Below are 26,381 nucleotides of genomic sequence, written 5' to 3'. Positions count from 1 at the left end.
GCGGAACCAGCGCTCCCGTGCAACTACGGTATCTGTTCCTTAATGGTATCCTGAGACCCTTGCTGCAAAGCAAGGAATGCCCCGAATGTCCCGCCTCCGGTCGATCTCCGCCCGCCTGATCATCGCGCTCTCGCTGACCGTCGCCATCGCCTGTGCCGTGCTCGGCACCTTCTCCGTCATCCAGCAGCGCGCTCTGACCCGACTGGCGCTGGAGCAGCAACTCAAGCTGCAGTTCGACAGCGTGTCGGCCGGCATCGACTATGAAGGCCGCGCCGCGCTGGCGGTCAGCTCCACCCTGGCGGCGCTGCCCCCGATCGCCGACGCCTACCTCAAGGGCGACCGCGACGCGCTTGGCGCCCTGCTCGGCGGCGCCATGACGTCGCTGAAGGCGCAGGGCATTCCGCTGGTGAACGTATGGGCGCCGCCGGCCACCAATTTCTATCGCGTGCATGAGCCCAAGGTGTTCGGCGACGACACCTCGAAGCGCCGCATCACCGTGGTGCAGGCCAACCAGACCGGCCGCCTGATCGCCGGCGTCGAGCAGAGCCGGCTGTCGCTCGGCATCTTCGGCATGACCCCGATCGTGCGCGACGGCAAGGTGATCGCGACCGTCGACGTCGGCGCCGCCTTCGGCAAGGAATTCGTCGAGCGCGCCAAGCAGCGCTTCGGCATCGATCTCGCCGTCTACTGGATCAACGACGGCCAGCCGAAGCGGCTGTCCTCGACGTTCGGCGACGAGACCGTCGCCACCCCGGACGAGGTGCTCGCGGTGTTCAAGGGCACGGCGCTGCTGCGCGATGCCACCCTGGCCGGCAAGCCCGCCGCGGTCTATGCCGGGCAGATCAGGAACTACGCCGGCGACCCGATCGCCGTGCTGGAGCTGATCAAGGACACAACCGCCTATGAGGCCGCCGCCGCCAGCGCGCAGCAGCAGCTGATCATCGGCACGGTCGTAATCCTGCTGCTCGCCGTCATCGTCGCGCTGTTCGTCGCCCGCGGCATCTCGCGCCCGCTGGTCGCCATCACCGCCGTCATGCACCGGCTGTCGAGCGGCGACACCGAGGTCGCGATCCCCGGCGGCCAGCGCAAGGACGAGCTCGGCACGATGGCGCAGGCGGTCGACGTGTTCCGCCGCAACATGATCGAGACGGCCAGCCTGCGCGAGGCGCAGGAGGCGACGCAACACCGCGCCGAGCAGGAGAAGCAGGCGCTGCAGCGGCAGATGGCCGACCGGTTCGAGGCCGACGTCAAGGGCGTGGTGTCCTCGGTTGCCAAGGCCACGGCGGACATGGAGCGCGTCGTCCACGAGATCACGGTCAGCGTCAACGGCACCTCGCAGCGCGCAGCGGCCGCCGCTGCTGCGTCCGAGGAAGCCTCGAGCGGCGTGTCGACCGTCGCTGCGGCCTCCGAGGAGCTCGCCTCCTCGGTGACCGAGATCGGCCGCCAGGTCGCGCATTCCAGCAAGGTGGCCGATGCCGCGGTCGTCAAGGCGCGCCAGACCACCGAGATGGTCGGCAGCCTCGCCGCAGCCGCCGAGAGGATCGGCGACGTGTTGCGCCTGATCGACGCGATCGCGAGCCAGACCAACCTGCTGGCGCTCAACGCGACCATCGAGGCGGCGCGTGCCGGCGAGGCGGGCCGCGGCTTCGCGGTCGTGGCAGCCGAGGTCAAGGAGCTGGCCGGACAGACCGCCAAGGCGACGGAGGAGATCGCCGGCCAGGTCACCTCGATCCAGGCCGCGACGTCCGACTGCGTGACCGCCATCGGCGGCATCAGCACAACGATCCAGGAGATCAGCGGCATTGCCGCGACCATCGCCGCCGCCGTCGAGCAGCAAGACTCGGCGACGCGCGAGATCGCGCGCAGCGTCCAGCAGGCGGCGTCCGGGACCAACGAGGTGTCGCAGAACGTCGTCGGCGCCAGTGACGCCGCCGAGCAGTCACGCGAGCTCGCCGACCACGTCATGGTCGCCACGCGCGACCTCGGCAAGCGTGCGAACGACCTGTTCAAGAGCGTCGACACCTTCCTCGCCGGCCTGCGCAAGGCGGCGTAGCGGGCGACTTTCGCCATCCCGCCCTCTTGGCTCGCAGCCTTCCAAGGCGGCGAGCTCCAAAATCGGTGTCGTCCCCGCATTCGCGGGGACGACGCTGGTGATGAGGTAACAGCCGGGCCTCCGCTTCAATCGCCGGTCGCGAGTGCAAAGCCCTCGTCGAGCCAGCCGGTGATGCCGCCGATCATCATCTTCACGGGCCGTCCCAGCCGCGCAAGCCGGATCGCGGCGCGGTTGGCGCCGTTGCAGTGCGGGCCGGCGCAGTAGACCACGAACAGCCTGTCCTTCGCGTACTCGGCCATCCGCTCCGCGGTCATGGTCCGGTGCGGGATGTTGATGGCGCCGGTGATGTGCCCCTTGGCAAACGAGGCCGGGCCCCTGACATCCACCAGGATGAAGTCCGGAGCTGCTGCATGCAGACTCTCGTGCACGTCCCAGCAATCGGTCTCGAATGAGAGCATCGCCTCGAAATGGGCGAGCGCCTGGGCTGACGGGGCTGCGGGCACCTCGGTGACATGGGTCGTCATCGTCTCTCTCCTGCGACGTTGCGTGAGCTCCTCCAATCTCGCGCGCTACGCGGGGCGACCCAAGTGACGGATCGGACAAAGTTCGGTAAGTTTCCGCCAATGCCCCGCGCCGCAACCCATGCTCCACACCCGAATCCGGGATTGGTCGCCGTCATCACCTATGACGGGCTGTGCACGTTCGAGTTCGGCATCGCGGTCGAAGTCTTCGGGCTGCCGCGGCCGGAGTTCGACTTCCCTTGGTACCGGTTCACGGTGGTCTCTGCCGAAGCGCGGCGTGCCCGCGCGACCGGCGGCATCGTGGTCGAGGCCGGCGCGCCCCTGTCACGCCTGAAGCAAGCCAGCACGATCATCGTTCCAGGATGGCGCGATCGCACCGAGCGGCCGCCCCAGCGCCTGCTGCGCGCCATCGCGCAGGCGGCCGCGCGCGGCGCGCGGTGCTTGTCGATCTGCTCCGGCGTGTTCGTTCTGGCCGCCGCTGGCCTGCTCGACGGCAGGCGCGCCACCACGCATTGGCGGCACATTCCCGACCTGAAGCGGCTCTATCCGAATATTCGCGTCGAAGAGGACACGCTCTATGTCGACGAGGGCAATGTCATCACCTCGGCCGGCAGCGCTGCGGGCATCGACGCCTGCCTGCATCTGGTCCGGCGCGATTTCGGCAGCAAGGTTGCGAACAGCGTTGCCCGGCGGCTGGTGATGCCGCCGCACCGGGACGGCGGGCAGGCGCAATACGTCGTCGCACCGGTCCAGGCCCGCCCGGGACGGACGATCGGCGCCGTCATGGATTGGGCACGGGGGCGACTGGCGCAGCCGATTGCGGTCAGCGCGATGGCAAAACGCGCCGGGATGAGCGAGCGGACCTTGCTGCGGTCGTTCCAGGACAGCACGGGCGCGAGCCCTACGGCCTGGCTGCAGCAGGAGCGCATGACGCGGGCGCGGGAGCTGCTGGAGAATGCGACGCTCTCCCTGGCGGACATCTCGGCGCAGTGCGGCTACCGGTCGCTCGAAACGTTTCGCGTCGCTTTCCGGCGCATCGTCGGAACGTCGCCCGCGGCCTATCGGCGGCGCTTCGAGGCGCGTCCAACAGCGGCCAACGTCGCTCGCTCAAGCCACCAGCGCGTTGCCGGGTGAGGTGCCGTCCATGGCATCCCGCTGCGCCTGCAAGAGCCGGACGATGTCGACATTGGGCCGGGGCCGGCTGAACAGATAGCCCTGCCCTTCATGGCAGCCCTCGGCGCGCAGACAGCGCAGCTCCGCCTCGGTCTCGACGCCCTCGGCCGTGATGATGACGCCGAGCCCCTTGCCCAGGCTGACGATCGAGCGGACGATCGCCTGCGCCTCGCGATTGGCCGCGAGACCGCGGATGAAGGACTGATCGACCTTGATCTTGTCGAACGGAAAGCTGCGCAGATAGCTCAGGCTGGAATAGCCAGTGCCGAAATCGTCCATCGAGATGCGCACGCCCAGCGCGCGCAGCGCATGCAGGGTGGCCAGCACCTGGCCGCTCTTCTCCAGCACCAGCGTCTCGGTGATCTCGAGCTCGAGTCGGCTCGGCGGCAGGCCCGACTGCTTCAGCACGTCCATCACCAGCGACAGCACGTTGCCGACGCGGAACTGCAGCGGCGACATGTTCACGGCGACACGGACGTCGTCCGGCCATTTCGCGGCGTCGTTGCAGGCGTGCCGCAACATCGCGCGGCCGAGCGCCGAGATCAGGCCGGTCTCCTCGGCGACCGGGATGAACTCCGACGGCGGGATCATGCCGCGCTCTGGATGCGGCCAGCGCGCCAGCGCCTCGAAACCGGTGATGCGTCCGGTCGAGAGGTCGATCAGCGGCTGATAATGCGGCTGCAGCACGTCGCGCTGGATGGCCTCGCGCAGCTCGGATTCGATCTTGCGCCGGCTCTGCGCCCGCGCATCCATGCCGGATTCGAAATAGCTGAAGGAGCCGCGCGTCTCGTTCTTCGCGCGCGACAGCGCCATGTCGGCATTCTTGAGCAGCTTCTCGGCGTCGTCGCCATCGTTCGGCGCCATGGCGATGCCGATCGTAGCGCCGATCGTCACCGAGCTGCCGTCGATGAGATAGGGATCGGCGATCGCCTCCAGCAGCCGGCGGCAGAGCTGGGCCGCATCCTCCGGCCGCGCCTGCCCGCCCTGCACCACCGCGAACTCGTCGGAGTTCAGTCGCGCGACGATGTCCTCCTGACGCAGGACCGAGCGCAGCCGCTTGCCGACCCCGCGCAACAGCCGGTCGCCGACCGCGTGGCCGAGGGTATCGTTGATCGACTTGAAACTATCGAGGCCGAGCACCAGCACGGCGATCTTCTCGGAGCCGCGCCGCATCTGGGTGAGCTTGTCATCGATCTTCTGGCGCAGCAGGTTGCGGCTCGGCAGGCCGGTCAGTGCGTCGTGCTGGGCCAGGAAGGCGAGCCGCGCCTCGGCGCGCTTGCGTTCGGTGATGTCCATCAGCGCCAGCAGCACCGCGGGCTGGGCGTTGTGGACGAGATGGCGCGAATAGATCGCGAGATCGATCAGGGCGCCATCGGCGCGGACATGCTTCCAGGTGCGCGCCGCCTGCTCCTCGCTGGACTGCTCGCCTGCCCAGGGCGGCTCGCTATCATAGGCCTGCAGGCTGCGGATGCTGAGCCGCTCGAAGGCGTCCCGGCTGTAGCCGTAATGCTGGGCCGCCGCTTCGTTGACGCCGAGCACGCGCCCGTCATCCGTCGCGCAGACGATCATCGGCACCGGATTGCCGTCGAACAGCAGGCGGAACGACTCCTCGCGCTGCTTCAATTCGGTGATGTCGACGCGCAGGCCAACGATGCCGCCATCGCCGGTCAGACGCTCCTCGATCAGGATGGTACGGCCGTCCGACAGCTTCTGCTCATGGCGACCGCTCGGATGAAACAGCTTTTCGAGCCGCTCGGCGATCCACTCCTCCTCGCGGCCCGCGGCTTCCGGATAGTCGCCGCGGGTAACGCCGATCCGGATCGTATCCTGCAGCCGGGCGCCGGATTCGAACAGGTCCGAGCTGCGGTTGTAGATTTCGGCGTATTTCTTGTTCCAGAGAATGTAGCGGCCGTCGGCGTCGAGGAACACGATCCCCTCGGGAAGAATGTCGATCGCTTCGATGAGCCGATCATGCGCCTTCTTCGCCTCAGCCATCGCCACTTCGGCGCACTTGCCGCCGATCTCATCGACGGGGGCGAGCTTGCGCAAATTGTGCCAACGCAATCTCGGGCTTGGCTTGACCGGGTGAACTGCATCGCGGGCGCTTGGCACGCGATTGCGCTTTTTTGCCGTGGGTGGCCGAACGGGCCGCATCGCGTGCCTCACTCTCCTTCTCGAACGGCAGTTTTCGGCCACGTTTCTGAAAAAATGGTATCTTGATGCAGGGCGCGACAGCCACTGGTTACGGGAACAGGTGGATGCACTCGCGCATTTGGAGAGTTGAGACCTGCGCGGAGGATCAACCAAGGGCTGCTGTACAACCAGCGATAAGTGACGTCGGTTGCCACGAGCCAGAAAAGACCCGCATACCGTGCAATGGCCCTGCGCTTATTGTTCGTTTACCGAACGAACTCACGCAATTGAGCCGTGTTCAGCCGGTTCCGCCAATCCGGCAGCAGGGTTAGAGCCAGGTTAAAACGGCTCGAATGACCCGCTGTTGACGTAGAATTGGGCAACCCGGCCGGTCGGCAGACGCTACACTGGCGCCATGCATGTCCGCCTGATTCTGGTCGCCATCGTCAGTTCGGCCGTCATTGCCGCGGCGGCCCCGGCTCATGCCCAGGACAAGGGCAGCGTCGAGCCAAAGGCCCTGCCGCCATTGGCGCATCCGGACGATCCGAATACGCCGGCCAAGGAGCTGTTCGCGCGGAGGATCCTGCCGTCGGCGCAACCGACCAGGGTGATCGGCACCTATAATCGCGGCTGCATCGCCGGAGCCGAGCGAATGCCGGTCAACGGCGAGGGCTGGCAGGTGATGCGGCTGTCGCGCAACCGCAATTTCGGCCATCCCAACCTGATCGCGCTGCTGAAGCGGCTGGCGACCCGCGCGCACAAGGATGCCGGCTGGCCCGGCATCCTGGTCGGCGACATCGGCCAGCCGCGCGGCGGACCAGCGCTGTCCGGCCATGCCAGCCATCAGATCGGGCTCGACGCCGACATCTGGCTGACGCCGATGCCCGACCATAGGCTGTCGCGCAACGAGCGCGAGGAGATGTCGGCGGTCATGATGGTTCGGCCTGATCGCCTCGATGTCGATCCGCGGGTGTTCACGAAGGGCCACGTCGCCGTGATCCGCGCCGCGGCCCAGGAGCCGTCGGTGCAGCGCATCTTCGTCAACGCCGCGATCAAGAAGGCGCTGTGCCGGGACGCGAGGGGGGACCGTAGCTGGCTCACCAAGGTGCGGCCGTGGTGGGGCCACGACTATCACTTCCACATCCGCATGGTGTGCCCGCCGGGCAATCCGGACTGCCACGGCCAGACCAACCAGGAGGGCGGCGATGGCTGCGGCGACCTCGACTATTGGTTCTCGGATGCGGTGCTGCATCCGCTGCCGCCGAAAGAGCCCCCTAAGCCGCCGCAACCGCTGACGATGGCGCAACTGCCGCCTGGCTGCCGAGCGGTGCTGCATGCGCCGGACGCCAAGAATTGATTCGGCCGACGCTGCCGTGATTGGGAGTCGCAGCGGCGGGACGATTGCCATAGGATGATATTGCTCGCGCCGTCAGCGCGGCGATCGAAGGGGATGACGGTCCCTCCACCTCCTGTTATCGCGGTATCAAGATGCCGCGCGCCGCTGCGCGGCGTAACAGTCGCGAGTCCGTCATGATCCTGATCCGTCCCGCCACGACCGCCTTCCTCGTTACGGTGGCCGCGAGCTCGGCTGCGGTTGCCGCCGAACCGAGCGGCTGCGACAAGTTCAAATGGGACATCGCGCGCGAGCACGCCGCGCTGACCGCAGCCGACCGCGAGAAGCTCGTATCTGGCGCCGAGATGGCCGTTATTCCCGCGACCGGGATTGTGCTGGAGCTGCGTCCGACGGCTGACGCCAAGCTGGCGATGCCGCCGGAGCGCGCGCCCAGGGACGGCAGCTTCGCCGGCCTCACGCGGATCGCCGGAGCGCCCAAGGCCGGCGTCTACACCATCAGCCTGTCGGCCGCGGCCTGGATCGACGTGGTGCAGGACGGCAAGATCCTCAAGCCGGCCGGCTTCAGCGGCGCCACCGATTGCGACGGCATTCGCAAGACCATGAAGTACGAGCTGGGATCAAAGCCTTTCGTGCTGCAGGTCAGCGGCGCGCCGGAGAATGCGATCTCGATCGCCGTCCTGCCGGCGGCAGAATGACGCTCACACCCCTGCGACCGACGACCAGACACTGGCCAGCTTGCGCTTCATCCGCTCCTTGCGCGTCAGCACCGGCACATCCTCCTCGTCCTCCGGCAGACGCAGTCCGACCACGTTGACGCGGCCGCCGGAGATCGAGCGGGCGACCAGCACGATGGTGTCGAGCGCCACGGTCGCGCCTTCCTTCGGCGCGTTGTCGAGATGGATGTCGAAATAGTCGGCGAGCGTCAGCTTGTCCTCGCCCTCGCCGAGCTTGACGCCGTAGATGCCGGCGACCTCGTCGAGCGTATGCTCGGCCGAGACCATGAAGTCGCCGAGCAGATGCGGGTCGGGCGCGGCCGACGGCGGCATGTCGACGAAGAAGCGGTCGAGCGACTCGGCCTTTTCCGGCGGCGCCAGCAGATAGAGATAGTCCCCCGGCGCGATCGGCTCGGCCTCGGGCGGCGACAGAATCTGCTCGTTGCGGATCACCAGGGTCGGCTTCGACCAGGACGGGATCAGGCCGCGGCGGAAGTACAGGCTCTTGGAGCGGATCGAATAGCCGACCAGCTGCTGCTCGAGCTGGCCGGGCAGATCGAGCTCGATGCGGCGCGGGCCCCGATCGGTGCGCGGCAGCGCCACGTGCAGCTTGCGCGCGGCCACGCCGAGCGTCCAGCCCTGCGCAAGCAGCGAGATGATCACGACCACGAACGCGACGTCGAAATAGAGATAGGCGCTGGACAGGCCGACCAGCAGCGGGATCGAGGCGAGGAAGATCGCGACCGCGCCGCGCAGGCCGGTCCAGGCGATGAACGCCTTCTCCCGCCAGTTGAAGCGGAACGGATAGAGGCAGACAAACACCGCAACGGGTCGCGCCACCAGCATCAGCATCAGCGCAACAGCAATCGCCGGCAGGAGGCTGTCGAGCAGCCGCTGCGGCGACACCAGCAGCCCGAGCAGCACGAACATCACGATCTGGGCGAGCCACGTCGCGGCATCGAGGAAGGTGACGACAGAGTTGTGCGCGCGGGTCGGCCGGTTGCCGACGATGAGGCCGGCGAGATAGACCGCGAGGAAGCCGGAGCCGTGGGCGATCTGCGCCATGCCGAAGATCACCAGCGCGGCCGTGGTCACGAACGGCGCGTGGAGGCCCTGCGGCAGCGCGACCTTGTTGAGGCCGATGACGACGAGGCGGCCGCCGACGATGCCGAACAGCGTGCCGAGCACCGCCTCGCGGATCAGCTCGAACACGAAATGTCCGAACGACCCGTGACCGACCGAGATCAGCTCGACCAGCATCAGGGTGAGGAACACCGCGAACGGATCATTGCTGCCGGACTCCGCCTCCAGCGTGGCACCGACACGCGGGCGCAGCCGCAGGCCCTGGGCGTGGACCAGCAGGAACACGGCCGCCGCATCCGTCGAGGCGATGACGGCGCCGACCAGCATCGCCTCGGTCCAGCCGAGGTCGAGGGCATATTTCGCCACGGGCGCGGTGATGAAGGCGGTCATCAGCACGCCGACGGTCGCAAGCACCATCGAGGGCGCCAGCACGGTGCGGATGCTCTGGAAGCGCGTACGCAGACCGCCGTCGAACAGGATCAGCGCCAGCGCGACGGAGCCCACCAGATAGGTGGTACGGACGTCCTGAAATTCGATATGACCAGGGCCGGAATCGCCCGCCAGCATGCCGATCACCAGGAACACCAGCAGCAGCGGTGCGCCGAAGCGCAACGCCAGCAGGCTCGACAGGATGCCGGCCATCACGAGGACCGCACCGAGGAGGATCGCAATGCTGACGGCGTCGAGGGATGACATGAAAAAACGTTGATGGATCCGAGTTTTACATCCTTATCGTCGCCACACTTGCACGCCAACCGGATTTGCTCTTATCGCGGCGATATGCCCATTTTTCCATCCTTGCCCGCGTTCGGGGTATATTTCGCGGCAATCGCCTGTGACGAAAACGAACTAAATTCCGCTGATCCGGCCAACCCGCGCCACTGTTCCCCTCCGAGACCCCGCTGATGGACCTCGACCTGAAAGACGTTCTCGACTTCCTGCAGACCGTTGGCCGCTCGATCGGCGCCGAGGTCACCTCGCCGTGGTTCTATCTTCAACTCGGGCTGGTGCTGAGCGGCGCCGGCATCGCCTTTGCGGCGAGCGCCGCCGTGCGTGCGCGCATCGACCTGACTTCGCTGGCGATGGGCTGGCCTGGCCCGCTGCGGCAGCTGCTACGGGTGCTGCTGGAGAGCGTCACCACGGTCGTGTTCGTGATCCTGATGCGGATCGCCCGCACCGGCATGTTGCTGTGGACCTGGCCGAGCCGCAGCTACCTGCTCGCCGTCGCGCTCAAGCTGGCGCTCGCTTGGCTCGTGATCCGGCTGATCACCTCGGTGATCCGCAGCACCTTCATCGTGCAGATCGTGTCGATCTCGGCCTGGCTGGTCGCCGCGCTCAGCATCATCGGCCAGCTCGACAACGTCGTCGACGCGCTCGATTCCATCTCGGTCGTGCTCGGCGGCCTCAGGCTGACGCCGCTGCTGGTGATCAAGCTCGGCGTGCTGCTGCTCGCGGTGCTGTGGCTGACCAACATCGCCAGCAATTTCGTCGAGAGCCGCATCACGCGCTCGACGGACCTGACGCCGTCGATCCAGGTGCTCCTGATCAAGATGGTCCGCATGGGCCTGATGATCCTCGGCGTCGCGATTGCGATCAGCGCGGTCGGCATCAACCTGTCGGCGCTCGCGATCTTCTCCGGCGCCGCCGGTGTCGGTATCGGCCTCGGCCTGCAGCGCATCGTCGCCAATTTCGTCGCGGGCATCATCCTGCTGGCCGACAAATCGGTGAAGCCGGGCGATCTCGTCACCATCGGCGACAGCTCGGGACGCATCAGCGCGATGAACACGCGCTACATCTCGGTCGCCGCCGGCGACGGCCGCGAGTTCCTGATCCCGAACGAGGACCTCGTCACCCAGAAGGTGACCAACTGGACCTACACCGACAAGAACACGCTGGTGAAGGTCAATTTCGGCACCAACTACGACGCCGATCCCCGGGTCGTCTGCAAGCTCGCCACCGAGATCGCGGCCGAGACGCCGCGCACCTTGAAATCGAAGGCGCCGAACTGCCTGCTGACCGAGTTCACCGAGGCCGGCATGAAGTTCTCGCTGACCACATGGATCGCCGACCCCAGCTACATGGACAGCGTCAAGAGCGAGGTGATGCTGGCGCTGTGGGAGGCCTTCAAGCGCGAGGGCATCAGGGTGCCGTATCCGGTGCGAGAGCTTCGCGTTCGCGGAGGTGCGCTGCCGGTGGAGACCACGCTGGAGGTGCCGACCGGCTAGGCGGCAGATCCGGCCGTGCACACCCGGCTTGCACCGGCCGGCACGATCATTAAATTAGGCGATCACCCTGCGACACCCCTGAGAACGAAACAGGCCCATGAACTATATCGAAGCGACCGACACCGCTGCGCGCAAGAACGGCCAGATCAAGCTGCACGGCCCGAGCGGCTTTGCCGGCATGCGCAAGGCCGGCGCGCTGGTGTCGAAGTGCCTCGATGCGCTCACCGACATCGTCAAGCCGGGCGTGCCGACCTCGCGGATCGACGATTTCGTCCGGGACTTCGCCTTCAGCCACGGCGCCTATCCGGCGACGCTGATGTATCGCGGCTATCGCTACTCGACCTGCACGTCGATCAACCACGTGGTCTGCCACGGCATGCCGAACGACCGGCCGCTGAAGGAAGGCGACATCATCAATGTCGACGTCACCTTCATCGTCGACGGCTGGTACGGCGATTCCAGCCGCATGTATGCGATCGGCCCGATCGCGCGCAAGGCCGAGCGGCTGATCGAGGTCACCTACGAATCGATGATGCGCGGCATCGCCGCGGTGAAGCCCGGCGCCACCACCGGCGACATCGGCCACGCAATCCAGAGCTTCGTCGAGCCGCAGGGCATGAGCGTGGTGCGCGACTTCTGCGGCCATGGTCTCGGCCGGCTGTTCCATGACGAGCCGAACATCATCCATGTCGGCCGTCCCGGCGAGGGCGTGCTGCTCAAGCCCGGCATGTTCTTCACCATCGAGCCGATGATCAATCTCGGCAAGCCGCATGTGAAGATCCTGTCCGACGGCTGGACCGCAGTGACGCGGGACCGCTCGCTGTCGGCGCAGTTCGAGCATTCGGTCGGCGTCACCGCCGACGGCGTCGAGATCTTCACGCTCTCGGAGCGCCATGGAGAGAAGCCGCTGACGCAGGTGTGAGCGGGCTCCTGGCCGAATGGCCGCCGGGCGTCCGATTGTTGCCATGCCCGGCTGATCGACTGCCGCTTCCGTCGCATGCGACTGCGGGAGGCTGCTCTGACCAACGCAACACGCCGTGGCGTTCTCGGCCTGCTCTCGGCGGGCGCAGCGCTGCTGACGCCGCCGGCGCGCGCAGCGTCGGAGACAGCTCCCGCATCGGCGAATGCCGACGACGCCTGCATCCTGACGCCGCAGTCGGAATCCGGTCCCTATTATCTCGATCCCAAGCTGGTGCGCGCCGAGATCGCCGAGGACCGGCCGGGCGTGCCGCTCAGGCTGCGCCTTCGCGTCATCGAGGCCGGCTCCTGCGCGCCACTCCCCGGCGCGCGCGTCGACATCTGGCACTGCGATGCCCGCGGCATCTATTCGGGCTATCCCGGCCAGAGCGACACTCACAAGCTCGACCAGAGCGGAAAGACGTTCCTGCGCGGCACGCAGATGGCCGACGCCGCCGGCTGGGCCGGCTTCAGGACCATCTATCCCGGCTGGTATGCCGGCCGCGCCACCCACATCCACTTCAGGGTGTTTGTCGACGAGGCCACGGTGCTGACCGGACAAACCTTCTTTCCCGAGGCGCTGAACGAGTTCATCTACACCAACGTGCCCGACTACACGGGACGGCCGAAGCAACGGCTCGTCATCAATGCCAACGACCGCGTCGCGACCGAGGCCGATCCCGAACACCGCGCGCATTGCGCGGTGAAGGAGGAGCGCGATCACTATCTGGCGACCCTCACGTTGGCCGTAAGCCGTAACCCGGCCGCCGCCGTCGAGATGCCCACTGGCAAGTTGCCGCCCGCACCCTGGATCAAGGACCGGCTGGCGGCGCTGGTGCCCGGGCTCAAGCGCAGCCCGTTCTGATCATTTCGGCTCGGTGAACTGATAGGCCAGCGCCGCGAGCGGCAGCGCCGTGCCGAGCGCGGCGGCGGCCGTCCAGCCGCCATGCGCATATGCCCAGGCACCGAGGCCGGAACCCGCCGCCCCGGCGACGAAGAAGGTGGTCATATAGAGCCCGTTCAGCCGGCTGCGCTGGCCGGCGCCGAGCACGAACAGCACGCGATAGCCGAGGATGAGGCTGAGCTGCGCGCCGCAATCGATGGCGATGGCGGCGATCACCAGCGTGGCCAGCGACCCGTTCGTTCCGAGTGGAACCGAAAGCGTCAACGCGAAGCCGATCGCGCACATCAGCATCGATGCGACCGTCGCCGGTCGCGTCCAGCCGCGATCGGCGATGCGGCCGGCGACCGGCGCCATGATCGCCCCGGCGACGCCGGCCAGCGCGAAGAGGGCGATGCCGGTCTGCGACATCCGGAAATCGGACCCGGCCAGCAGCAGCGGGGACGTGGTCCAGAACACGCTGAAGCCGCCGAACAGCGCGGCCTGGTAGAGCGCGCGGCGGCGCAGCGCCGGCGTGTCGCGATAGAGCTCGACCATCGAGCCGAGCAGCTGGCCGTAGCTCAGCCGCGCCTGCGGCTCACGCGGCGGCAGGGCGAGGCGCAACACCCCGGCCAGGATCACCATGGCGAGCGCCGAGGCCGCATAGATCACGTGCCAGGAGGCATGCGCCGCGACGAAGCTCGCGAGCGGCCGTGCCAGCATGATGCCGAGCATCAGGCCGGTGGTGACGTTGCCGACGGCGCGGCCGCGGATCGCCTCCGGCGCCATGTGCCCGGCATAGGGGATCAGGATCTGCACCGCGACCGAGCCGAAGCCGATCAGCAGCGCCGAGAGCAGGAATGTCGACGGGCTCGTCGCCAGGGCCGCACAACCGAGCGCGGCCGCGCCGACGATGATGGTCATGATGACGAGCTTGCGGTTCTCGATGAGATCGCCGAGCGGCACCACGAACAAGAGACCTGCGCCGTATCCGATCTGGCTCATCGTCACCAGCAGTCCCGCGAGCTGCGGCCGCAGCCCAAGCTCGGCGCTGATCGGCCCAATCAGCGGCTGCGCGTAATAGATGTTGGCGACGATCAGCCCGCAGGAAAAGGCCAATAACAGCGTGATCCAGGCCGACAGCGAGTCGCCGGAATCGGACGTGATGGTGGTCAACGCGGATCTCTCTCGGACTGAACAGGCAGGCCATAGGGCCTTATGAGAACGGAGGCTGTCGAGCTGTGATTTTGCATCGCAGCATTCAAGCCCGACATAGGTGCTGAGGTCCCCGCACCAATTCACGTCTGCGTGGGCGCGGCACCGGGCAAGCCGTGATCAAAAGCGAGCGTGCCCGACGAGCCCTGCGGACGTCGAGCCGGCGCCGGCTACTGCGCGCCGCGCGCCTCCGCCTCCGTCTCCGTCTCGGCGGTCCGCCGGCCGCCGATCAGTCGCGGCAGCAGCATCGGCACCCGCCGGCGGTAGCGCTGGTAGGTGTCGCCGAACTGGGCGATCAGATCGCGCTCCTCGAGCTGCAGCCCGACCAGGATGTAGGCCGTGCTGAGGGCGGCGAACAGCAGGTGGCCGACCGACATCTCCGGCGTGGCCCAGAAGGCGAGCAGGAAGCCCAGCATCAGCGGGTGGCGCACCAGCCGATACAGCAGCGGCGTTCTGAAAGGCTGCGCCGTCCCGGCGCTGCCGCGGAGGGCGAGCACGGCCTGGCGGAGGCCGAACAGATCGAAATGATCGATCATGTAGGTCGAGGAGAGCGCGATCAGCCAGCCGAGCCAATGCACGCCGGTCAGCACGCCCGCTGCGACACCCTCGACGTGCCAGACCGGATTCGGGATCGGACGCCATTGCCAGAACAGCAGCAGCAGGATCAGGCTGGACAGCAGCACATAGGTGCTGCGCTCGGCCGCCGCCGGAATGATGCGCGTCAACGCGCGCTTGAACGCCGGCCGCGCCATCACGCTGTGCTGGATCGCGAACAGCGCCAGCAGCAGCGCGTCGACGACGACGGCCTCGGTCACGGCGCTGGACACGCCCACATCGATCGACTTGGCCGTGAGATAGTTGTAATTGCCGACGAAACCGACCGCCCACACGAACGACCCAAGAAAGACGGCATAGCTCGCGACGGCGTAGAGCATGATGAGGAGACGCCCGGACATGAAGGTTTCCTTGTTGCTGCGAGGACGGCGTGGCCGTGATCGAGACGCCAGATCCTGGGATCGGTCGCGTCTCGCGCGAGCCTGAGCCCTTACCAATCGACCGTCCCCCGAGCGTCCCCCGAACGCAGCCACCCAGGTCGCACCCCCGATGGTTCAGTTCCGCGTCCGGACATTAGGCTTTCCCGAGCTGCATCGCGACGGCCAGCCGTGCCCGCTGGCGCTGCGCAAGGGCCTCGCTCTGCTGGTCTATCTGGCGGAGGCCAAAGGCCCTGTCGCGCGGGACGTCCTGGCGACGATGCTCTGGCCGGAGTGTTCCGAGGAGGTCGCGCGGGCGCGGCTGCGCCGCCTGCTGCACCGGCTCCAGCTCACACTCGGCGACGGCTGCCTCACCATCGATCGCGCGACGATTCGGTGGGCGGAAGCGGTCGAGCTGGAGGTCGAATCCCGGCTGTTCGAGGCGGCGTGCGACCGCGGCGAATTCGAGCTGGCCTGCCGCCTCTATTCCAGTGACTTCCTGGACGGCTTCGCGCCCGGCGACTGTCCGCAGTTCGAGGAATGGGCGTTCTTCCGGCGTGAAGCCTTGCGCGGCCGGGCGGTCCAGGCGCTGGAGCGCGTGGTGCGGGATCGCAGCGCGGCCGGCGACCATGCCGCGGCGGCGGTCCACGCCGGACGCCTCGTCGCGTTCGACCCGCTCAGCGAGGTCTATGGCCGCGCCCTGATCCGCAGCCTGATGCTGGCCGGCGACCGCGCCGCCGCCCAGCGCCATCTCGACGCCCTGACGCAGCGCCTGCGCGACGAGCTCGGCGTCGCCCCCGAAACCGACACGCTGGCGCTGCTGGCGCAGGGCGTTGCGGCGCCAGGCGACAGCGCACCGCCGACGCGCTATGTCCTGGGCGGCGGCGTTCATCTCGCCTATCAGACCTACGGCACAGGTTCGCAGGACATTCTGCTGCTGCCCGGCTTCGTCTCGCATGTCGAGCGGATCTGGGAGGAGCCGCACTGTCGGGCCTTGCTGTCCGCGCTCGCCAGAATCGGCCGCCTGATCCTGTTCGATCGCCGCGGCATCGGGCTCTCCGACCGGGTCGGTTTCAGCCCCAGCGTGGAGGCGACGGCGCGCGACATCGCGACCGTGCTCGACGCCGCCGGCAGCCGGCGCACGGTGCTGCTCGGCGCCTCCGAGGGCGGACCGGCCTGCATCACCTTCGCGGCCGACCATCCCGAACGTGTCGCCGGGCTGATCCTGTTCGCCTCGCTCGCCAAGGGCAGCGCTGCGCCCGGCTATCCGCATGCGCTGCAGGCCAGCCAGTACGGCATCTGGCTGCGACAGCTGGTGGCCGAATGGGGCGGCCCCGCCGGCATCGAGACATTCGCACCGAGTCTGGCTGGCGATCCCCAGGCGCGCGCCTGGTGGGCCGGACTGCTTCGCGCGGCATCCAGCCCCGGCGCCATCAAGGGCCTGCTCGAAGCCTTCAGGGATACGGACGTCCGCCACCTGCTCGCCCGGGTCGCTGCACCGACCCTGGTGCTGCACCGTCGCCACGATCACGCCGTGCTCGTCGGGGCCGGGCGGCATGTCGCCAGCCATATCCGCCACGCGCGCTTCGTCGAGCTCGACGGCGCCGACCATTGGATGTTCGCCGGCGACCAGAGGCCGGCCCTCGCCAGCATCGAAGCCTTCATCGGCAGTCTGCAGCCATAAGCAGGATCGCCCGACGGACGAGAAGGACATCGTCCGGTGCTGCTCACGCTCGTGATCCTGTTCGGCCTCGGGCGTCTGCTGTTCTGGCTCGGCTATGCCAGCGGCGCCGCGGGCCGCGCCTTCGGCTTTGCGCTCACCTTCTACCCCACAGCGTTTTCGCTCATCGTCGGCTTCGCCATCGTGTTGACCGGACGCGCGGCCTAGCAAGGCGCGCCCTGCGGGGCGCGAGCACTTCGATGTTGCAAAAATGCGGCATCACGGCATGCTGACGCCGATGCCCGAGAAAGCCCCTCCTCCCAACGATACGCCGCCGGACACGCCGCACTATCACGGCCACCGGCAGCGGCTGCGCGAGCGCTTTCACAGCGCCGGTCCCGACGCCCTCAACGACTACGAGCTGCTGGAGATGGTGCTGTTCGCCGCGCTGCCGCGGCGCGACGTCAAGCCGCTGGCGAAGGCGCTGCTCAAGACGTTCGGATCGTTCGCCGAGGTGATCCACGCGCCGGAGCCGCGGCTGCGCGAGATCGACGGCGTCGGCGACGCCTCGATCACCCAGCTCAAGCTGATCGCCGCCGCCGCGCACCGCATCGCCAAGGGCGAGGTGCGGCAGAAGCACGCGCTGGCGTCATGGCAGGACGTCATCACCTATTGCCGCACCAGCATGGCGTTCGCCGACAAGGAGCAGTTCAGGCTGTTGTTTCTCGACAAGCGCAACCAGCTGATCGCCGACGAGGTGCAGCAGACCGGCACCGTCGATCACACGCCGGTCTATCCGCGCGAAGTGATCAAGCGCGCGCTCGAATTGTCGGCCACCGCGATCATCCTGGTGCACAACCACCCCACTTGCCACTTTTCGCTCACGCCTGATCACGCTCAAGCTCATTGAAACACTTGTAAAATATAATTTTTCCGACATTGCGTAGTGGAGGCGGTTTTGGCAAATTGGGGGCTGTAAAAGGGGTAGAAAGCGGCCTTCCGCTCCCAGCTAGCGATCCCTGCTTCTCCTCGATCGATCCCAGTTCCGGAAAGGAGGAAACGCTATGCCCGCCCTAACTGACACCGCTATCCGACATGCGCTGAAGCGCGTCGAGATCAGTCGCAAGCAGGAGAACCTCGCCGATGGCGAGGGGCGCGGCACCGGCCGTCTCGTTCTCGTCCTCAAGCCCATGCCCAAGCGTGTCACCGCCGACTGGATGGCGCAGCAGTGGCGCGACGGAAGACGCACTAAGAAAAAGATCGGCGCCTATCCCTCGATGTCGCTCACGCAAGCTCGCGAGATCTACAAGCGCGACTTTGCTGACGTCATCCAGAAGGGCCGAAGCATCAAGATCGCCACCGACACTCGCCCCGGCACGGTCACCGATCTATTCGAGGGTTATGTCGCTGCGCTCAAGGACGGAGGCAAACCGTCCTGGAAGGAAACTGAAAAAGGCCTCAACAAGATCGCCGACACGCTCGGGCGTAATCGCCTCGCCCGCGAGATTGAGGCCGAGGAAATCATCGAGCTGATCCGCCCGATCTACGAGCGCGGTGCCAAGTCGATGGCCGACCATGTGCGCTCCTATCTCCATGCCGCCTTTAGTTGGGGCATGAAGTCCGACAACGACTATCGTCAGCAATCCTCTCGCCGCTTCCGGATTCCCTTTAATCCGGCAACGGGCATCCCCACCGAACCCAAGGTCCAAGGCAGTCGCTGGCTCGACGAAAACGAGTTCGTGCAGCTCTATCGCTGGCTGGAGCACCCCGACACGCCGGTTCATCCCTCTTATCCGCGCGCCGTGCAGCTCATCATGCTGACCGGCCAGCGCGTCGAGGAAATCGCGCGGCTCCGTATCGATCAATGGGACGCCAGGGAGCGGATCATTGACTGGTCCAAGACCAAGAACGACCAACCCCACGCCGTCCCGGTCCCATTGCTCGCTGCTGAGCTGATCGAGTCGATTAAGCCGAACGAATATGGCTGGTACTTCCCATCGGCCAAAGACCCGAGGAAGCCCGTCAGCCACGGAACGCTCTATAGCTTCGTGTGGCGGCAGCGCGACCGCGGCGTCATACCTTACGCAACCAATCGGGATCTCCGACGGACGTTCAAGACGTTGGCAGGCAAGGCCGGCGTTTCAAAAGAGATCCGCGACCGCCTCCAAAACCACGCGCTCCAGGATGTGAGCTCCAAGAATTACGATCGGTGGCACTATATGCCCGAGAAGCGCGCCGGGATGGCCAAATGGGACAGGTTCGTTCGGACCCTGCTCAAGGAGAAGAAGGCCAACCGCGCATTGGAGCAGGCCGCGTGAGTTGCCGCTCGCTTATCGTGGTTGCCACGCCCGCCGTGTTCGGCTCCATGGCTTGTGCCCACGCCGACCCATGCCAAGTATCACTGACGAGCTAGGCAGGCCTCTACTTTCCGGAGGCACCCGCCACGTTGGTGATAGAGACAGCCCTTTTCGCCGGTACAGTCGACCCCTCCGAATGGATCGAAGTTCGGCTCCGGATCTCAGTCAAACGTCTCGCTCAACACGTCCGCCCGCCCTGTCAGAAAATGTATCCCCATTTCCGACCGGAGAGTCGAGGCTGTCAGAAAAACGATTACAAATTTCTGACGTCTTTCCCTTCCGGCGGCTGGCTGGTAAGGGCGGTTTCGACCCCACCGGCACCTCAATCCCTCCCTCCCGGTTACCGCTCACGCCGCCGAGCCGCCCCTAACCCACTGAACGACACCCGGCGTCATGTAGACCAGCGCGCCCCTGTGAGCGCCCGTCGCCCGTACATAGTCTTCGAGCTGACCGGCATGGAGGCGAATATCAGCGTCGGACGGATCGACGTCGCTCTTCCAGTCGACGACCACTTCGGCGCGATCCCCAGCGTAGGCGATGGCGTCGATGCGCCCGGAGAGCGCGCTTGGCTTCGAGCTATCCTCGAGCAGCGCATACACCGGCCACTCAGGGATCAGCCGCTCGCGAAGCGCCACGATGTCCGGCAGCTGCAACGTACGCCAAGCGGTAGCCGCTATCTCGCCGGCGTCCGGAAGGCCGTCGCCGTCGTCGGGATCGAGGACCAGTTCAGCCGCCAACTGGCGCGCGCGGCTGGCAAAGCGCTCCACCTCCTCGACGAGTTCGCCCGTCAGCACCTCTTCCATCAGCTTGTGCAGGAGAAGACCGCGCACGCGCCCCGCACCGACAGGCTGGTTGACCTCGGGCGCATCGCCGGCATCGAGCGTGATGGCCTCGATCGACTGCAAGCGGTCCGGATCATGATCGCTCGGCCGCACCCAGGTCAGCGGAACGGCCGCTTCCTCGATGACCCCGCGCTCGGCTGCAAAGAGCTCAGCGGTCTGGGTATTCGGCGGGTCGGCGCTCATCGACGTCGGCACCGGCGCCATGCGGGAGACGTCCAGCTCCGGCAATGCGTCCTGGCCCAGGTTGACGACACGAGCCCAGGACGTCTGCTCGGCCTGCGCTAGTTCCGGCACGATCAGCAGCTCACGGGCTCGCGTACACGCCACGTACCAGAGCCGTTCCCGTTCGCGCATCAGGCTCTCGTCATCGGTCTCCAGCGCAGCGCGCAGCTCGGGCGGCACGACATCGCCGATCACCCAATGTAGCGTGTCGTCGTCAGCCCGGTGCACAAACGGCTCGCGGGAGCGCAGCAAGGTCGCGGTGTTGATCGGGATCACCACCGGCCATTCGAGCCCCTTGGCGCTGTGGATGGTGATGATCTCGATGGCGTCTCCGTCGGCATCGACACGGCCCTCGTTGTAGGCGGCGCCGTCGCGCCAGTCGCGGCTCACGTCGCGGGCAAAGCGCTTCATGCCTTTGACGCTGTAGGACCGTGCCCGTTCGAGCAGCGCCTCGACGTTGGCGGCGGCTCGCGCGCTGCGGTCGCCTTCGCGCGCGCTCAAGATCGGCCGCACGGCCAGCCGCTCGACAGCTTCGGCAAGCAGCAACGCAGGCGTCGTCGCCCGCGTCCGGCGGCGTAGGTCCTGGAGGATCGTGAGGATCCGCCGCGCGACTGGATGAGCGACGTGATCGGGATCCATCGCGAGCGAGAATTGAGGAATTGCGTCGGGCCGATCCGCAAGCGCCGGCAAACCGGCGGTGATATCGAGCAACTCCTCCTCGCTGAGGCCAACCAGCGGACCGCGCATCAAGGCGCCGAACGCCAAGGTGTCACCGGCGTCCGCCAGCACGCGCGCGAGTGCGACAAGGTCCTGCACCTCCTGGCGACGGAACAGTCCTTTCCCAGCCTGCGAAGCGATCGGGAGCCCGCGCGCTTCAAACGCGCGCTCGTATCGCCAGAGCTCGGAGCCCGTCGGGGCGAGCAGCGCGATGCCGCCCGGCGTGAGCGGCGCAAGCTCGCCGTCCTCGTCGCGGATCTTCAAGTTGCCGATTAGCCGTGTGCAGAGATCGGCGACGGCTTCGGCCTCGGCGTCGCGGATCTGCGCCGCCCGCGAGTCCGGCGGCAAATCGATCGTGATCTTGGCGGCACACGGCAGCTCGTGATCCGGCGGATCGAGCGTTGGCGCGAGCTCCACGTAACCCGGCTGATTCCGGCCGGAGAGCGGCGCCGCGAAACACCGGTTGATATGGGTCAGGACCGCCGGCCGCGAGCGGAAGTTCGCCGTGATCTGGACGATGTTGTCGGGCCAGCGCCGGGCGACGGCGCCCCGTGCTTCTGCGTAGGAGCCCACGTCGGCGCCTCGGAAGCGGTAGATCGCCTGCTTAGGGTCGCCGACCATAAAGAGAGCGCCCTCGCGCAGAACGCTGTCCTGCCATCGGGGCGCACCGTCGTCGGCGGCGATCCGAAACAGGATCTCCGCCTGGATCGGGTCGGTATCCTGGAATTCGTCGACGAAGATGTGGCGATATCGCTGTCCAAGCGCGCGTCGAACTGCATCGTGCTCCCGCACGAGCGCGTGCGCCCGCTCCAACAGATCGTCGAAGTCAAGAACGGCGGCGGCGCGTTTGAAGACAGCGTAGTCGGCGAGTACCTCATCGAGCTCATCGGACAACTTGCCGACCAGCGCGGTCGCGACACGGCCGAGGATGACGCGGTAACAGTGGTCGACCCGCGCAAAATGGCGACCGGCCTCCGCGTTGAGTTCGGCGCCGCGATCCTTGCCGGCGGCCTTGTCCCATGCCGTCTTCATCCTTGGGGTTAGCAAATCGAAGGTGTAGCGCCGCATACAAGGCAGACGCGCCGGATGAGCGAGCCGCCAGAGCGTGTCGAAAACAGGCGGCGTCGCGAAGCTGCCCTCGAAATGACTGGCCAGTGTCTCCAGCTGTCTGACCACTTCGAGCGTCTTGGGCTCGACGGGCTGCGCCGACAGCCAGCGGCGGAAATCCGCGACAGCCTCGACGATATCGACATCCGGCCGGCCGCTGAGATCGGCCGCGGGCGCCCGCGCACCGCGATGCTTCAGGCGAAACCGAGCAAGCCCCTGCAAGGTGGCGGCCACGTGACGCGGATCATACTCCGACAGGGAGGCGATCGGATCATCGGCCCGTGCCGGTCCGTTCAGCCGCCTTCTGAACCATTGCTCAAACACGGCCTCAAAAGCGGCCTCGGCCTGCGTCGCATCGAGGATGCGTGCGCCGGGATCGATATCGGCTTCGACCGCGTAACTGCAGATGATGGTCTGGCAAAACGCGTGGATTGTCGTGGCGGTGAGCTCATCAAGCTTGCCGGCAGCCGCCGAAAGGGCGCGCCGCTGCGCGTCGGTCAAGCCGTCGGGCAGAGCTTCCCGCAACGGATTCGGAACACGTCCCGCGAGCAGATCGTCGACATAACGGTGGACGCGGGCGCCGAGCGCGCTCGCCGCGAGCTCCGTGAAGGTGATGGCCGCTATCGAGCGTGGTTCGGCGCCGCGCGCTAACAGCATCGTCAGTCGGCCCGCCATGAGAGCGGTCTTGCCCGTCCCTGCCGCCGCCTCCACCAGCAGCGTCAAATGGAGTTGTGTGAGCGCCCTCAGCCGCGCGGATTCGTCGACGAGTTTCGTCATCGCACGCTCCAGATTCGGGCAAAGTCGCCAAAGGCGCGGCCCAAAGCTGCTTGTTTGCTCTGGAAATAGACCGCGGGGTTCGCTGGCAGCGCCAATGCGAAGTCGTTCCAGGCCTCGCGTGCATCAGGACCCGGCAAGGCGTTGCCGCGACGCAGAAGATCGATGGCCGCGCTGATATGCGCGCCAATGTCAGCGATCGCCTGATCGACATCCGGCAGACTGTACGGCCTGGGCCGATCAGCCCCCAGAAAGACCAGGCGCGCGATGACCCGCGGATTGTCCGCCACGAGTTGGCGCGCGGCTAGCGCGTAGAGCACACGCTGCAGCTCGGCGCCGCGCCCGAGAACGATCTCGCTGGCCTTCGCCGGTTCGGCGCCGGTCTTATAATCGGAGACGCGGACGGCTTTATAGGCGCTGTTGAAGTCCACCCGATCGATGCTGCCGCGAATGCGCACCCCGGCACCGGGAATGATCACCTGTCCCGTCGGCGGCCACAGGAGATCGCCAGCGGCGTCCGTGGCATTTTCCTCGCGGCCGAACGCGAGTTCGGTCCAGCTGCGCGTGACAGCCTGAAACGCCTCATCGAGCGTCAACGCCTTGAGCGCAAGATCGCGCGCGGCGGCTAGCGTGTGGCACCACAAAAGAAGGGGTGGGGTCGAACGCTCGACCGGCCACTGCGCCCCGATGGCGGCAGATGCCGCATCGAGGGCGTTTTCGATCTCATGGCGGGCCGCGCGCACATAGCCGGGATTGGGCTCGAGCGCGTCGACCGTGCGCTTCAGCATCTCGTGGACGAGCTCGCCGAAGGCGCGCGCGTCGAGCGACAAAGGTTGCTCGTCTTCGACCGGCGAGCGCCAGCCCAAGGCGTAGCGCCACACGAAGGCGAGCGGGTCGCGCAGCATGAGGCGAAGCGATGTAGCCGACTGCACCTGCTCGATGGCCCGCGTGATGACGGGATGGTCGTGGCTCACGCGACCGTCATGAGCGGTCACTGCAGGGTTTCGGCGATTGCGCCAGCAGGCGTCAGCGGCTCGCAGCGCCGCCGAGATCGCCGCCTCTTCGGGCCGAGCCAGCAGGCGGTCGGCCTCGCTGAAAGCATGGCTCGGGATGCGCGCGCGTTTCAATGCCGTGGTGCATGGGCCGTGCGGCAGGAGCGGACTGGGCGCCTGCAGCCCGCCTTGGGCGTTGCGGCGACTTCGCGACAGCACCAAAGCGCCGGCGGCCTGCGCGGTGATGATCGCATACGCCCGCCGGTCCTGTTCGCTGACCGACACGGAATCCAGTAAGTCACGCGACAGGATGTGGCTCGGAACCAGCGGATCTTCGCCGGTTCGCCGCGGCCACGATCGCGTCGTCAGACCAAGCAGACGGACGAAGCGACGTGGCGCGGCCGCGAGATGATTCGCCGGACACCAGACCGCGCAGGCGCCCGGGTCGCGGCCATCCGGAAGACGAAGCTCATGCAGCGAAAATTCGAGCGCATCCGGCGGCGCACGGCGAAGCGCCTCGACCCAGAGCGCCTGTGCCGCGCGCCCGAGCAACAGACCGCAGGCTGCATCTGCGGCGCCGGCTCCTCTGGCAAGCACCTCGAGAACCGGCATGAGCAGCGGCCGCACGTCGACGCCATCCGTGCGACGAGCATGGGCTTCATCGAGTGCGCGGCGCCATTGCTCAAGCTCGAAGAGCGCAGCGCCAGGCCTCAGGCCCTGCGCCCAGGTCGGAGGCAGCGCATCGAGGCCGCGGCTGCGTCCAACGGCGCGGCCGAGGAGGCGGCGCACGCGATCCTGGCTCAACCCATTGAGCAAGACGTCGGCTAAGGCGGCGCAGGTCTGGCCTTCCCGCGACGCCAGCGCCGGCACGCCGTGCGAGAAATGCACCGGCAGACCGGAGTCAGCCGTCAGCACCAGCATGTGGTCGTCCCAGTCCTCGGTCGCCGTGGCGCAGACGGCGATCTCGTCCGGCCGTGCGCGGCCTGACGCGATGAGTTCGCGGATCCACCGCAGGGCTTCGACGGCCTCGGCGCGCGGCGAAGCGCAGGAGACGATCTCGGGTGGCGCCGGTGTGGGCCGCGGATCGGAGCCAAGCTCGCCGGCGAACCAGGCGACATCGGGATCGCCGGGATTGCGCCAGATGAGCGGCACCTGTTGCGCGAGGGCAATGAGCAGCGGGCGCCAAACGGGGGCGACCCCCACGACGCGATCGAGCTCGACCGCGCCGAGGACCGTGGGCGCGTACGCTACACGCTGTAGGGCTGCATCGCGCAGATCGCGCGGCGACAGGACACCCGCAGGCAGGCTCGCACGCACATGCGCATCGATTGTCATAAGATCCTGGAGCCGCGCGCGCTCACGGGCGCGGTCGGCCAACGCGAAGTCGGCGTTCCACAGCCGGTTCAGCGTCCAAGCCGCAGAACGCGTCATGCCGGGAAGGCTTCGGATGCTCTCGAGTTCGGCGAAACCGCCGGCTTCGAGCGCCGAGCGGATCGCCCGGTCAAGCTCCTCCGATTGGGCGGGGCGCGTGAAGCCGCCGGCTAGCCGTGCCGCAAGCTGCGGCAAGGTCATGATCTGCACGCCGCCTTCATTTTGTCGTGCGGCGGCGATCCGCCTCATGCGAAAGGCGAGCGGCCCTTCAACGACAACCGTTCGACGATTCATCACCCCGCTCCCCGCATCCCCCATCAACGAATTGCTAGGTGATCCCCCAAGGGGCGCCTCGCCAAGTTCCGCCTTCTATTCGATGCTGTAGTTCTGCTTGTCGCTATAGCCTGCCCAGGCTTCAGAGGTGAAAGAGGGTGAACCGTCAATCCACCCGGCTGTCTGCCACAGGATATCCAATTGCTCTTGAACCTTCGGGGCGAGTTCACCGTTCATCTCGGCCAGTTTGGCCACAGGCAAGATGACCTCCGGTTGCGGCACTCGTCTTCCGCCGGGCCGTGCGGCAGACAACTCAACGTCTTCAACTCCATCGAGGGAAATCGAAACCAGCGCAGGGCCTGCCACACCGAGGTCGCTGGCGATCGCGGCCATTCGCTCCAGGGACGCGAATAAGCTTCCGCAGCATACGGTAAAAGACTGTAAGGCAGCCATCGGATCCAGCTTGGAAGGGTTTCGACATTTGAATACTTTCAAGGCGCGTTCGGACAAATTTAGCTCCAGGCGCCATTGAACTGAAACAGCTTTTCTAGATTGTCCGAATTATGCGGCCCGAAGATCGCTCCTCACCCGCGGGCTGGAGATAGTCACTCTGCTGAAAACATGCTGCAGGTCGTCGCGCGTGCGACCCAACAGTTAGGAGCCGCGATCTTGGGCTATTTGACGTGTGCCAGAAGTCGCCGGTTCTGAACTTCAACAGGTTAGACACGATTCAGAACGAAGCAGCCGAAGTCGTCAACCGCCTTAATTCAGGCTCGGCTCCAGAGGCG

Annotated in this window: 19 protein-coding genes; 11 read left to right on the top strand and 8 right to left on the bottom strand. The window is 66.8% G+C overall.

Features of this window, described 5'->3' with window-relative positions:
- Positions 1-85: 85 nt before the first annotated feature.
- Positions 86-2,053 carry a methyl-accepting chemotaxis protein gene (locus QW861_RS17235; protein WP_315752234.1) on the top strand — a complete coding sequence of 656 codons (1,968 nt, stop codon included), beginning with the start codon at positions 86-88 and terminating at the stop codon, positions 2,051-2,053.
- A 125-nt stretch (positions 2,054-2,178) separates the two neighbouring features.
- Here the strand turns inward: QW861_RS17235 and QW861_RS17230 are convergent, their stop codons facing one another.
- Complete coding sequence (locus QW861_RS17230; protein ID WP_315752235.1) at positions 2,179-2,577, bottom strand: rhodanese-like domain-containing protein; 399 nt, start codon at positions 2,575-2,577, stop codon at positions 2,179-2,181.
- 99 nt (positions 2,578-2,676) lie between these two features.
- On the opposite strand from QW861_RS17230, the gene ftrA reads away from it, so the two are divergent.
- Positions 2,677-3,708, top strand: coding sequence for a transcriptional regulator FtrA (gene ftrA / locus QW861_RS17225; RefSeq protein WP_316193309.1), 1,032 nt, complete (start codon positions 2,677-2,679; stop codon positions 3,706-3,708).
- Here the strand turns inward: ftrA and QW861_RS17220 are convergent.
- Complete coding sequence (locus tag QW861_RS17220) at positions 3,682-5,901, bottom strand: EAL domain-containing protein (protein ID WP_316193308.1); 2,220 nt, start codon at positions 5,899-5,901, stop codon at positions 3,682-3,684. The two genes, ftrA and QW861_RS17220, sit on opposite strands and share 27 nt — an antisense overlap.
- A 394-nt stretch (positions 5,902-6,295) precedes the next feature.
- Here QW861_RS17220 and mepA point away from each other — a divergent pair, with 394 nt between their 5' ends.
- Both mepA and QW861_RS17210 read left to right on the top strand, forming a co-directional pair.
- A complete protein-coding gene (gene mepA / locus QW861_RS17215) occupies positions 6,296-7,237 on the top strand; it encodes a penicillin-insensitive murein endopeptidase (protein WP_316193307.1) in 942 nt (313 codons plus the stop codon).
- A 173-nt stretch (positions 7,238-7,410) separates the two neighbouring features.
- Positions 7,411-7,929 (top strand): hypothetical protein, encoded by a 519-nt coding sequence (locus QW861_RS17210; protein ID WP_315825846.1) that lies wholly within the window; start codon positions 7,411-7,413, stop codon positions 7,927-7,929.
- Between the two features lie 3 nt (positions 7,930-7,932).
- Here the strand turns inward: QW861_RS17210 and QW861_RS17205 are convergent, their stop codons facing one another.
- On the bottom strand, positions 7,933-9,726 hold the full coding sequence (locus QW861_RS17205) for a potassium/proton antiporter (protein WP_315715312.1): 1,794 nt from the start codon (positions 9,724-9,726) through the stop codon (positions 7,933-7,935).
- 209 nt (positions 9,727-9,935) lie between these two features.
- Here QW861_RS17205 and QW861_RS17200 point away from each other — a divergent pair, with 209 nt between their 5' ends.
- From QW861_RS17200 to QW861_RS17190, 3 genes are all read left to right on the top strand, one after another.
- A complete protein-coding gene (locus QW861_RS17200; RefSeq protein ID WP_315715311.1) occupies positions 9,936-11,255 on the top strand; it encodes a mechanosensitive ion channel family protein in 1,320 nt (439 codons plus the stop codon).
- Positions 11,256-11,352: 97 nt separating this feature from the next.
- On the top strand, positions 11,353-12,177 hold the full coding sequence (gene map / locus QW861_RS17195; RefSeq protein WP_315715310.1) for a type I methionyl aminopeptidase: 825 nt from the start codon (positions 11,353-11,355) through the stop codon (positions 12,175-12,177).
- Positions 12,178-12,273: 96 nt separating this feature from the next.
- Positions 12,274-13,077 carry an intradiol ring-cleavage dioxygenase gene (locus QW861_RS17190; protein WP_315752320.1) on the top strand — a complete coding sequence of 268 codons (804 nt, stop codon included), beginning with the start codon at positions 12,274-12,276 and terminating at the stop codon, positions 13,075-13,077.
- Here the strand turns inward: QW861_RS17190 and QW861_RS17185 are convergent, their stop codons facing one another.
- Positions 13,078-14,268 carry an MFS transporter gene (locus tag QW861_RS17185; protein WP_315752240.1) on the bottom strand — a complete coding sequence of 397 codons (1,191 nt, stop codon included), beginning with the start codon at positions 14,266-14,268 and terminating at the stop codon, positions 13,078-13,080.
- 209 nt (positions 14,269-14,477) lie between these two features.
- Entirely contained in the window at positions 14,478-15,263 is a 786-nt protein-coding gene (gene mddA / locus QW861_RS17180; RefSeq protein ID WP_315752241.1) for a methanethiol S-methyltransferase, read from the bottom strand.
- 148 nt (positions 15,264-15,411) lie between these two features.
- Here mddA and QW861_RS17175 point away from each other — a divergent pair, with 148 nt between their 5' ends.
- The 4 genes from QW861_RS17175 (at position 15,412) to QW861_RS17160 (ending at position 19,256) form a co-directional block, all read left to right on the top strand.
- Positions 15,412-16,962 (top strand): alpha/beta fold hydrolase, encoded by a 1,551-nt coding sequence (locus QW861_RS17175; RefSeq protein ID WP_316193306.1) that lies wholly within the window; start codon positions 15,412-15,414, stop codon positions 16,960-16,962.
- A 36-nt stretch (positions 16,963-16,998) separates the two neighbouring features.
- The gene (locus QW861_RS17170) at positions 16,999-17,166 is read left to right on the top strand and encodes a hypothetical protein (protein ID WP_316193305.1); all 168 of its coding nucleotides are present in this window, start codon (positions 16,999-17,001) and stop codon (positions 17,164-17,166) included.
- 70 nt (positions 17,167-17,236) lie between these two features.
- Complete coding sequence (locus QW861_RS17165; RefSeq protein ID WP_315752321.1) at positions 17,237-17,848, top strand: RadC family protein; 612 nt, start codon at positions 17,237-17,239, stop codon at positions 17,846-17,848.
- Between the two features lie 154 nt (positions 17,849-18,002).
- Positions 18,003-19,256, top strand: coding sequence for a site-specific integrase (locus QW861_RS17160; protein WP_315752244.1), 1,254 nt, complete (start codon positions 18,003-18,005; stop codon positions 19,254-19,256).
- 386 nt (positions 19,257-19,642) lie between these two features.
- On the opposite strand, the gene QW861_RS17155 is transcribed toward QW861_RS17160, so the two are convergent.
- From QW861_RS17155 to QW861_RS17145, 3 genes are all read right to left on the bottom strand, one after another.
- Positions 19,643-22,960, bottom strand: a complete 3,318-nt coding sequence (locus tag QW861_RS17155; RefSeq protein ID WP_315752245.1) for a UvrD-helicase domain-containing protein — start codon at positions 22,958-22,960, stop codon at positions 19,643-19,645.
- Positions 22,957-25,614, bottom strand: a complete 2,658-nt coding sequence (locus tag QW861_RS17150; RefSeq protein WP_315752246.1) for a PD-(D/E)XK nuclease family protein — start codon at positions 25,612-25,614, stop codon at positions 22,957-22,959. Before QW861_RS17150 ends, QW861_RS17155 begins: the two co-directional genes overlap by 4 nt.
- A gap of 75 nt (positions 25,615-25,689) precedes the next feature.
- Complete coding sequence (locus QW861_RS17145) at positions 25,690-26,103, bottom strand: hypothetical protein (RefSeq protein WP_315752247.1); 414 nt, start codon at positions 26,101-26,103, stop codon at positions 25,690-25,692.
- Between the last annotated feature and the right edge of the window lie 278 nt (positions 26,104-26,381).

Origin of the sequence: Bradyrhizobium sp. SZCCHNRI1029 (genome assembly GCF_032487555.1) — a bacterium.
Classification (GTDB): Bacteria; Pseudomonadota; Alphaproteobacteria; order Rhizobiales; family Xanthobacteraceae; genus Bradyrhizobium.
This window is presented reverse-complemented; position numbering and strand designations above follow the sequence as displayed.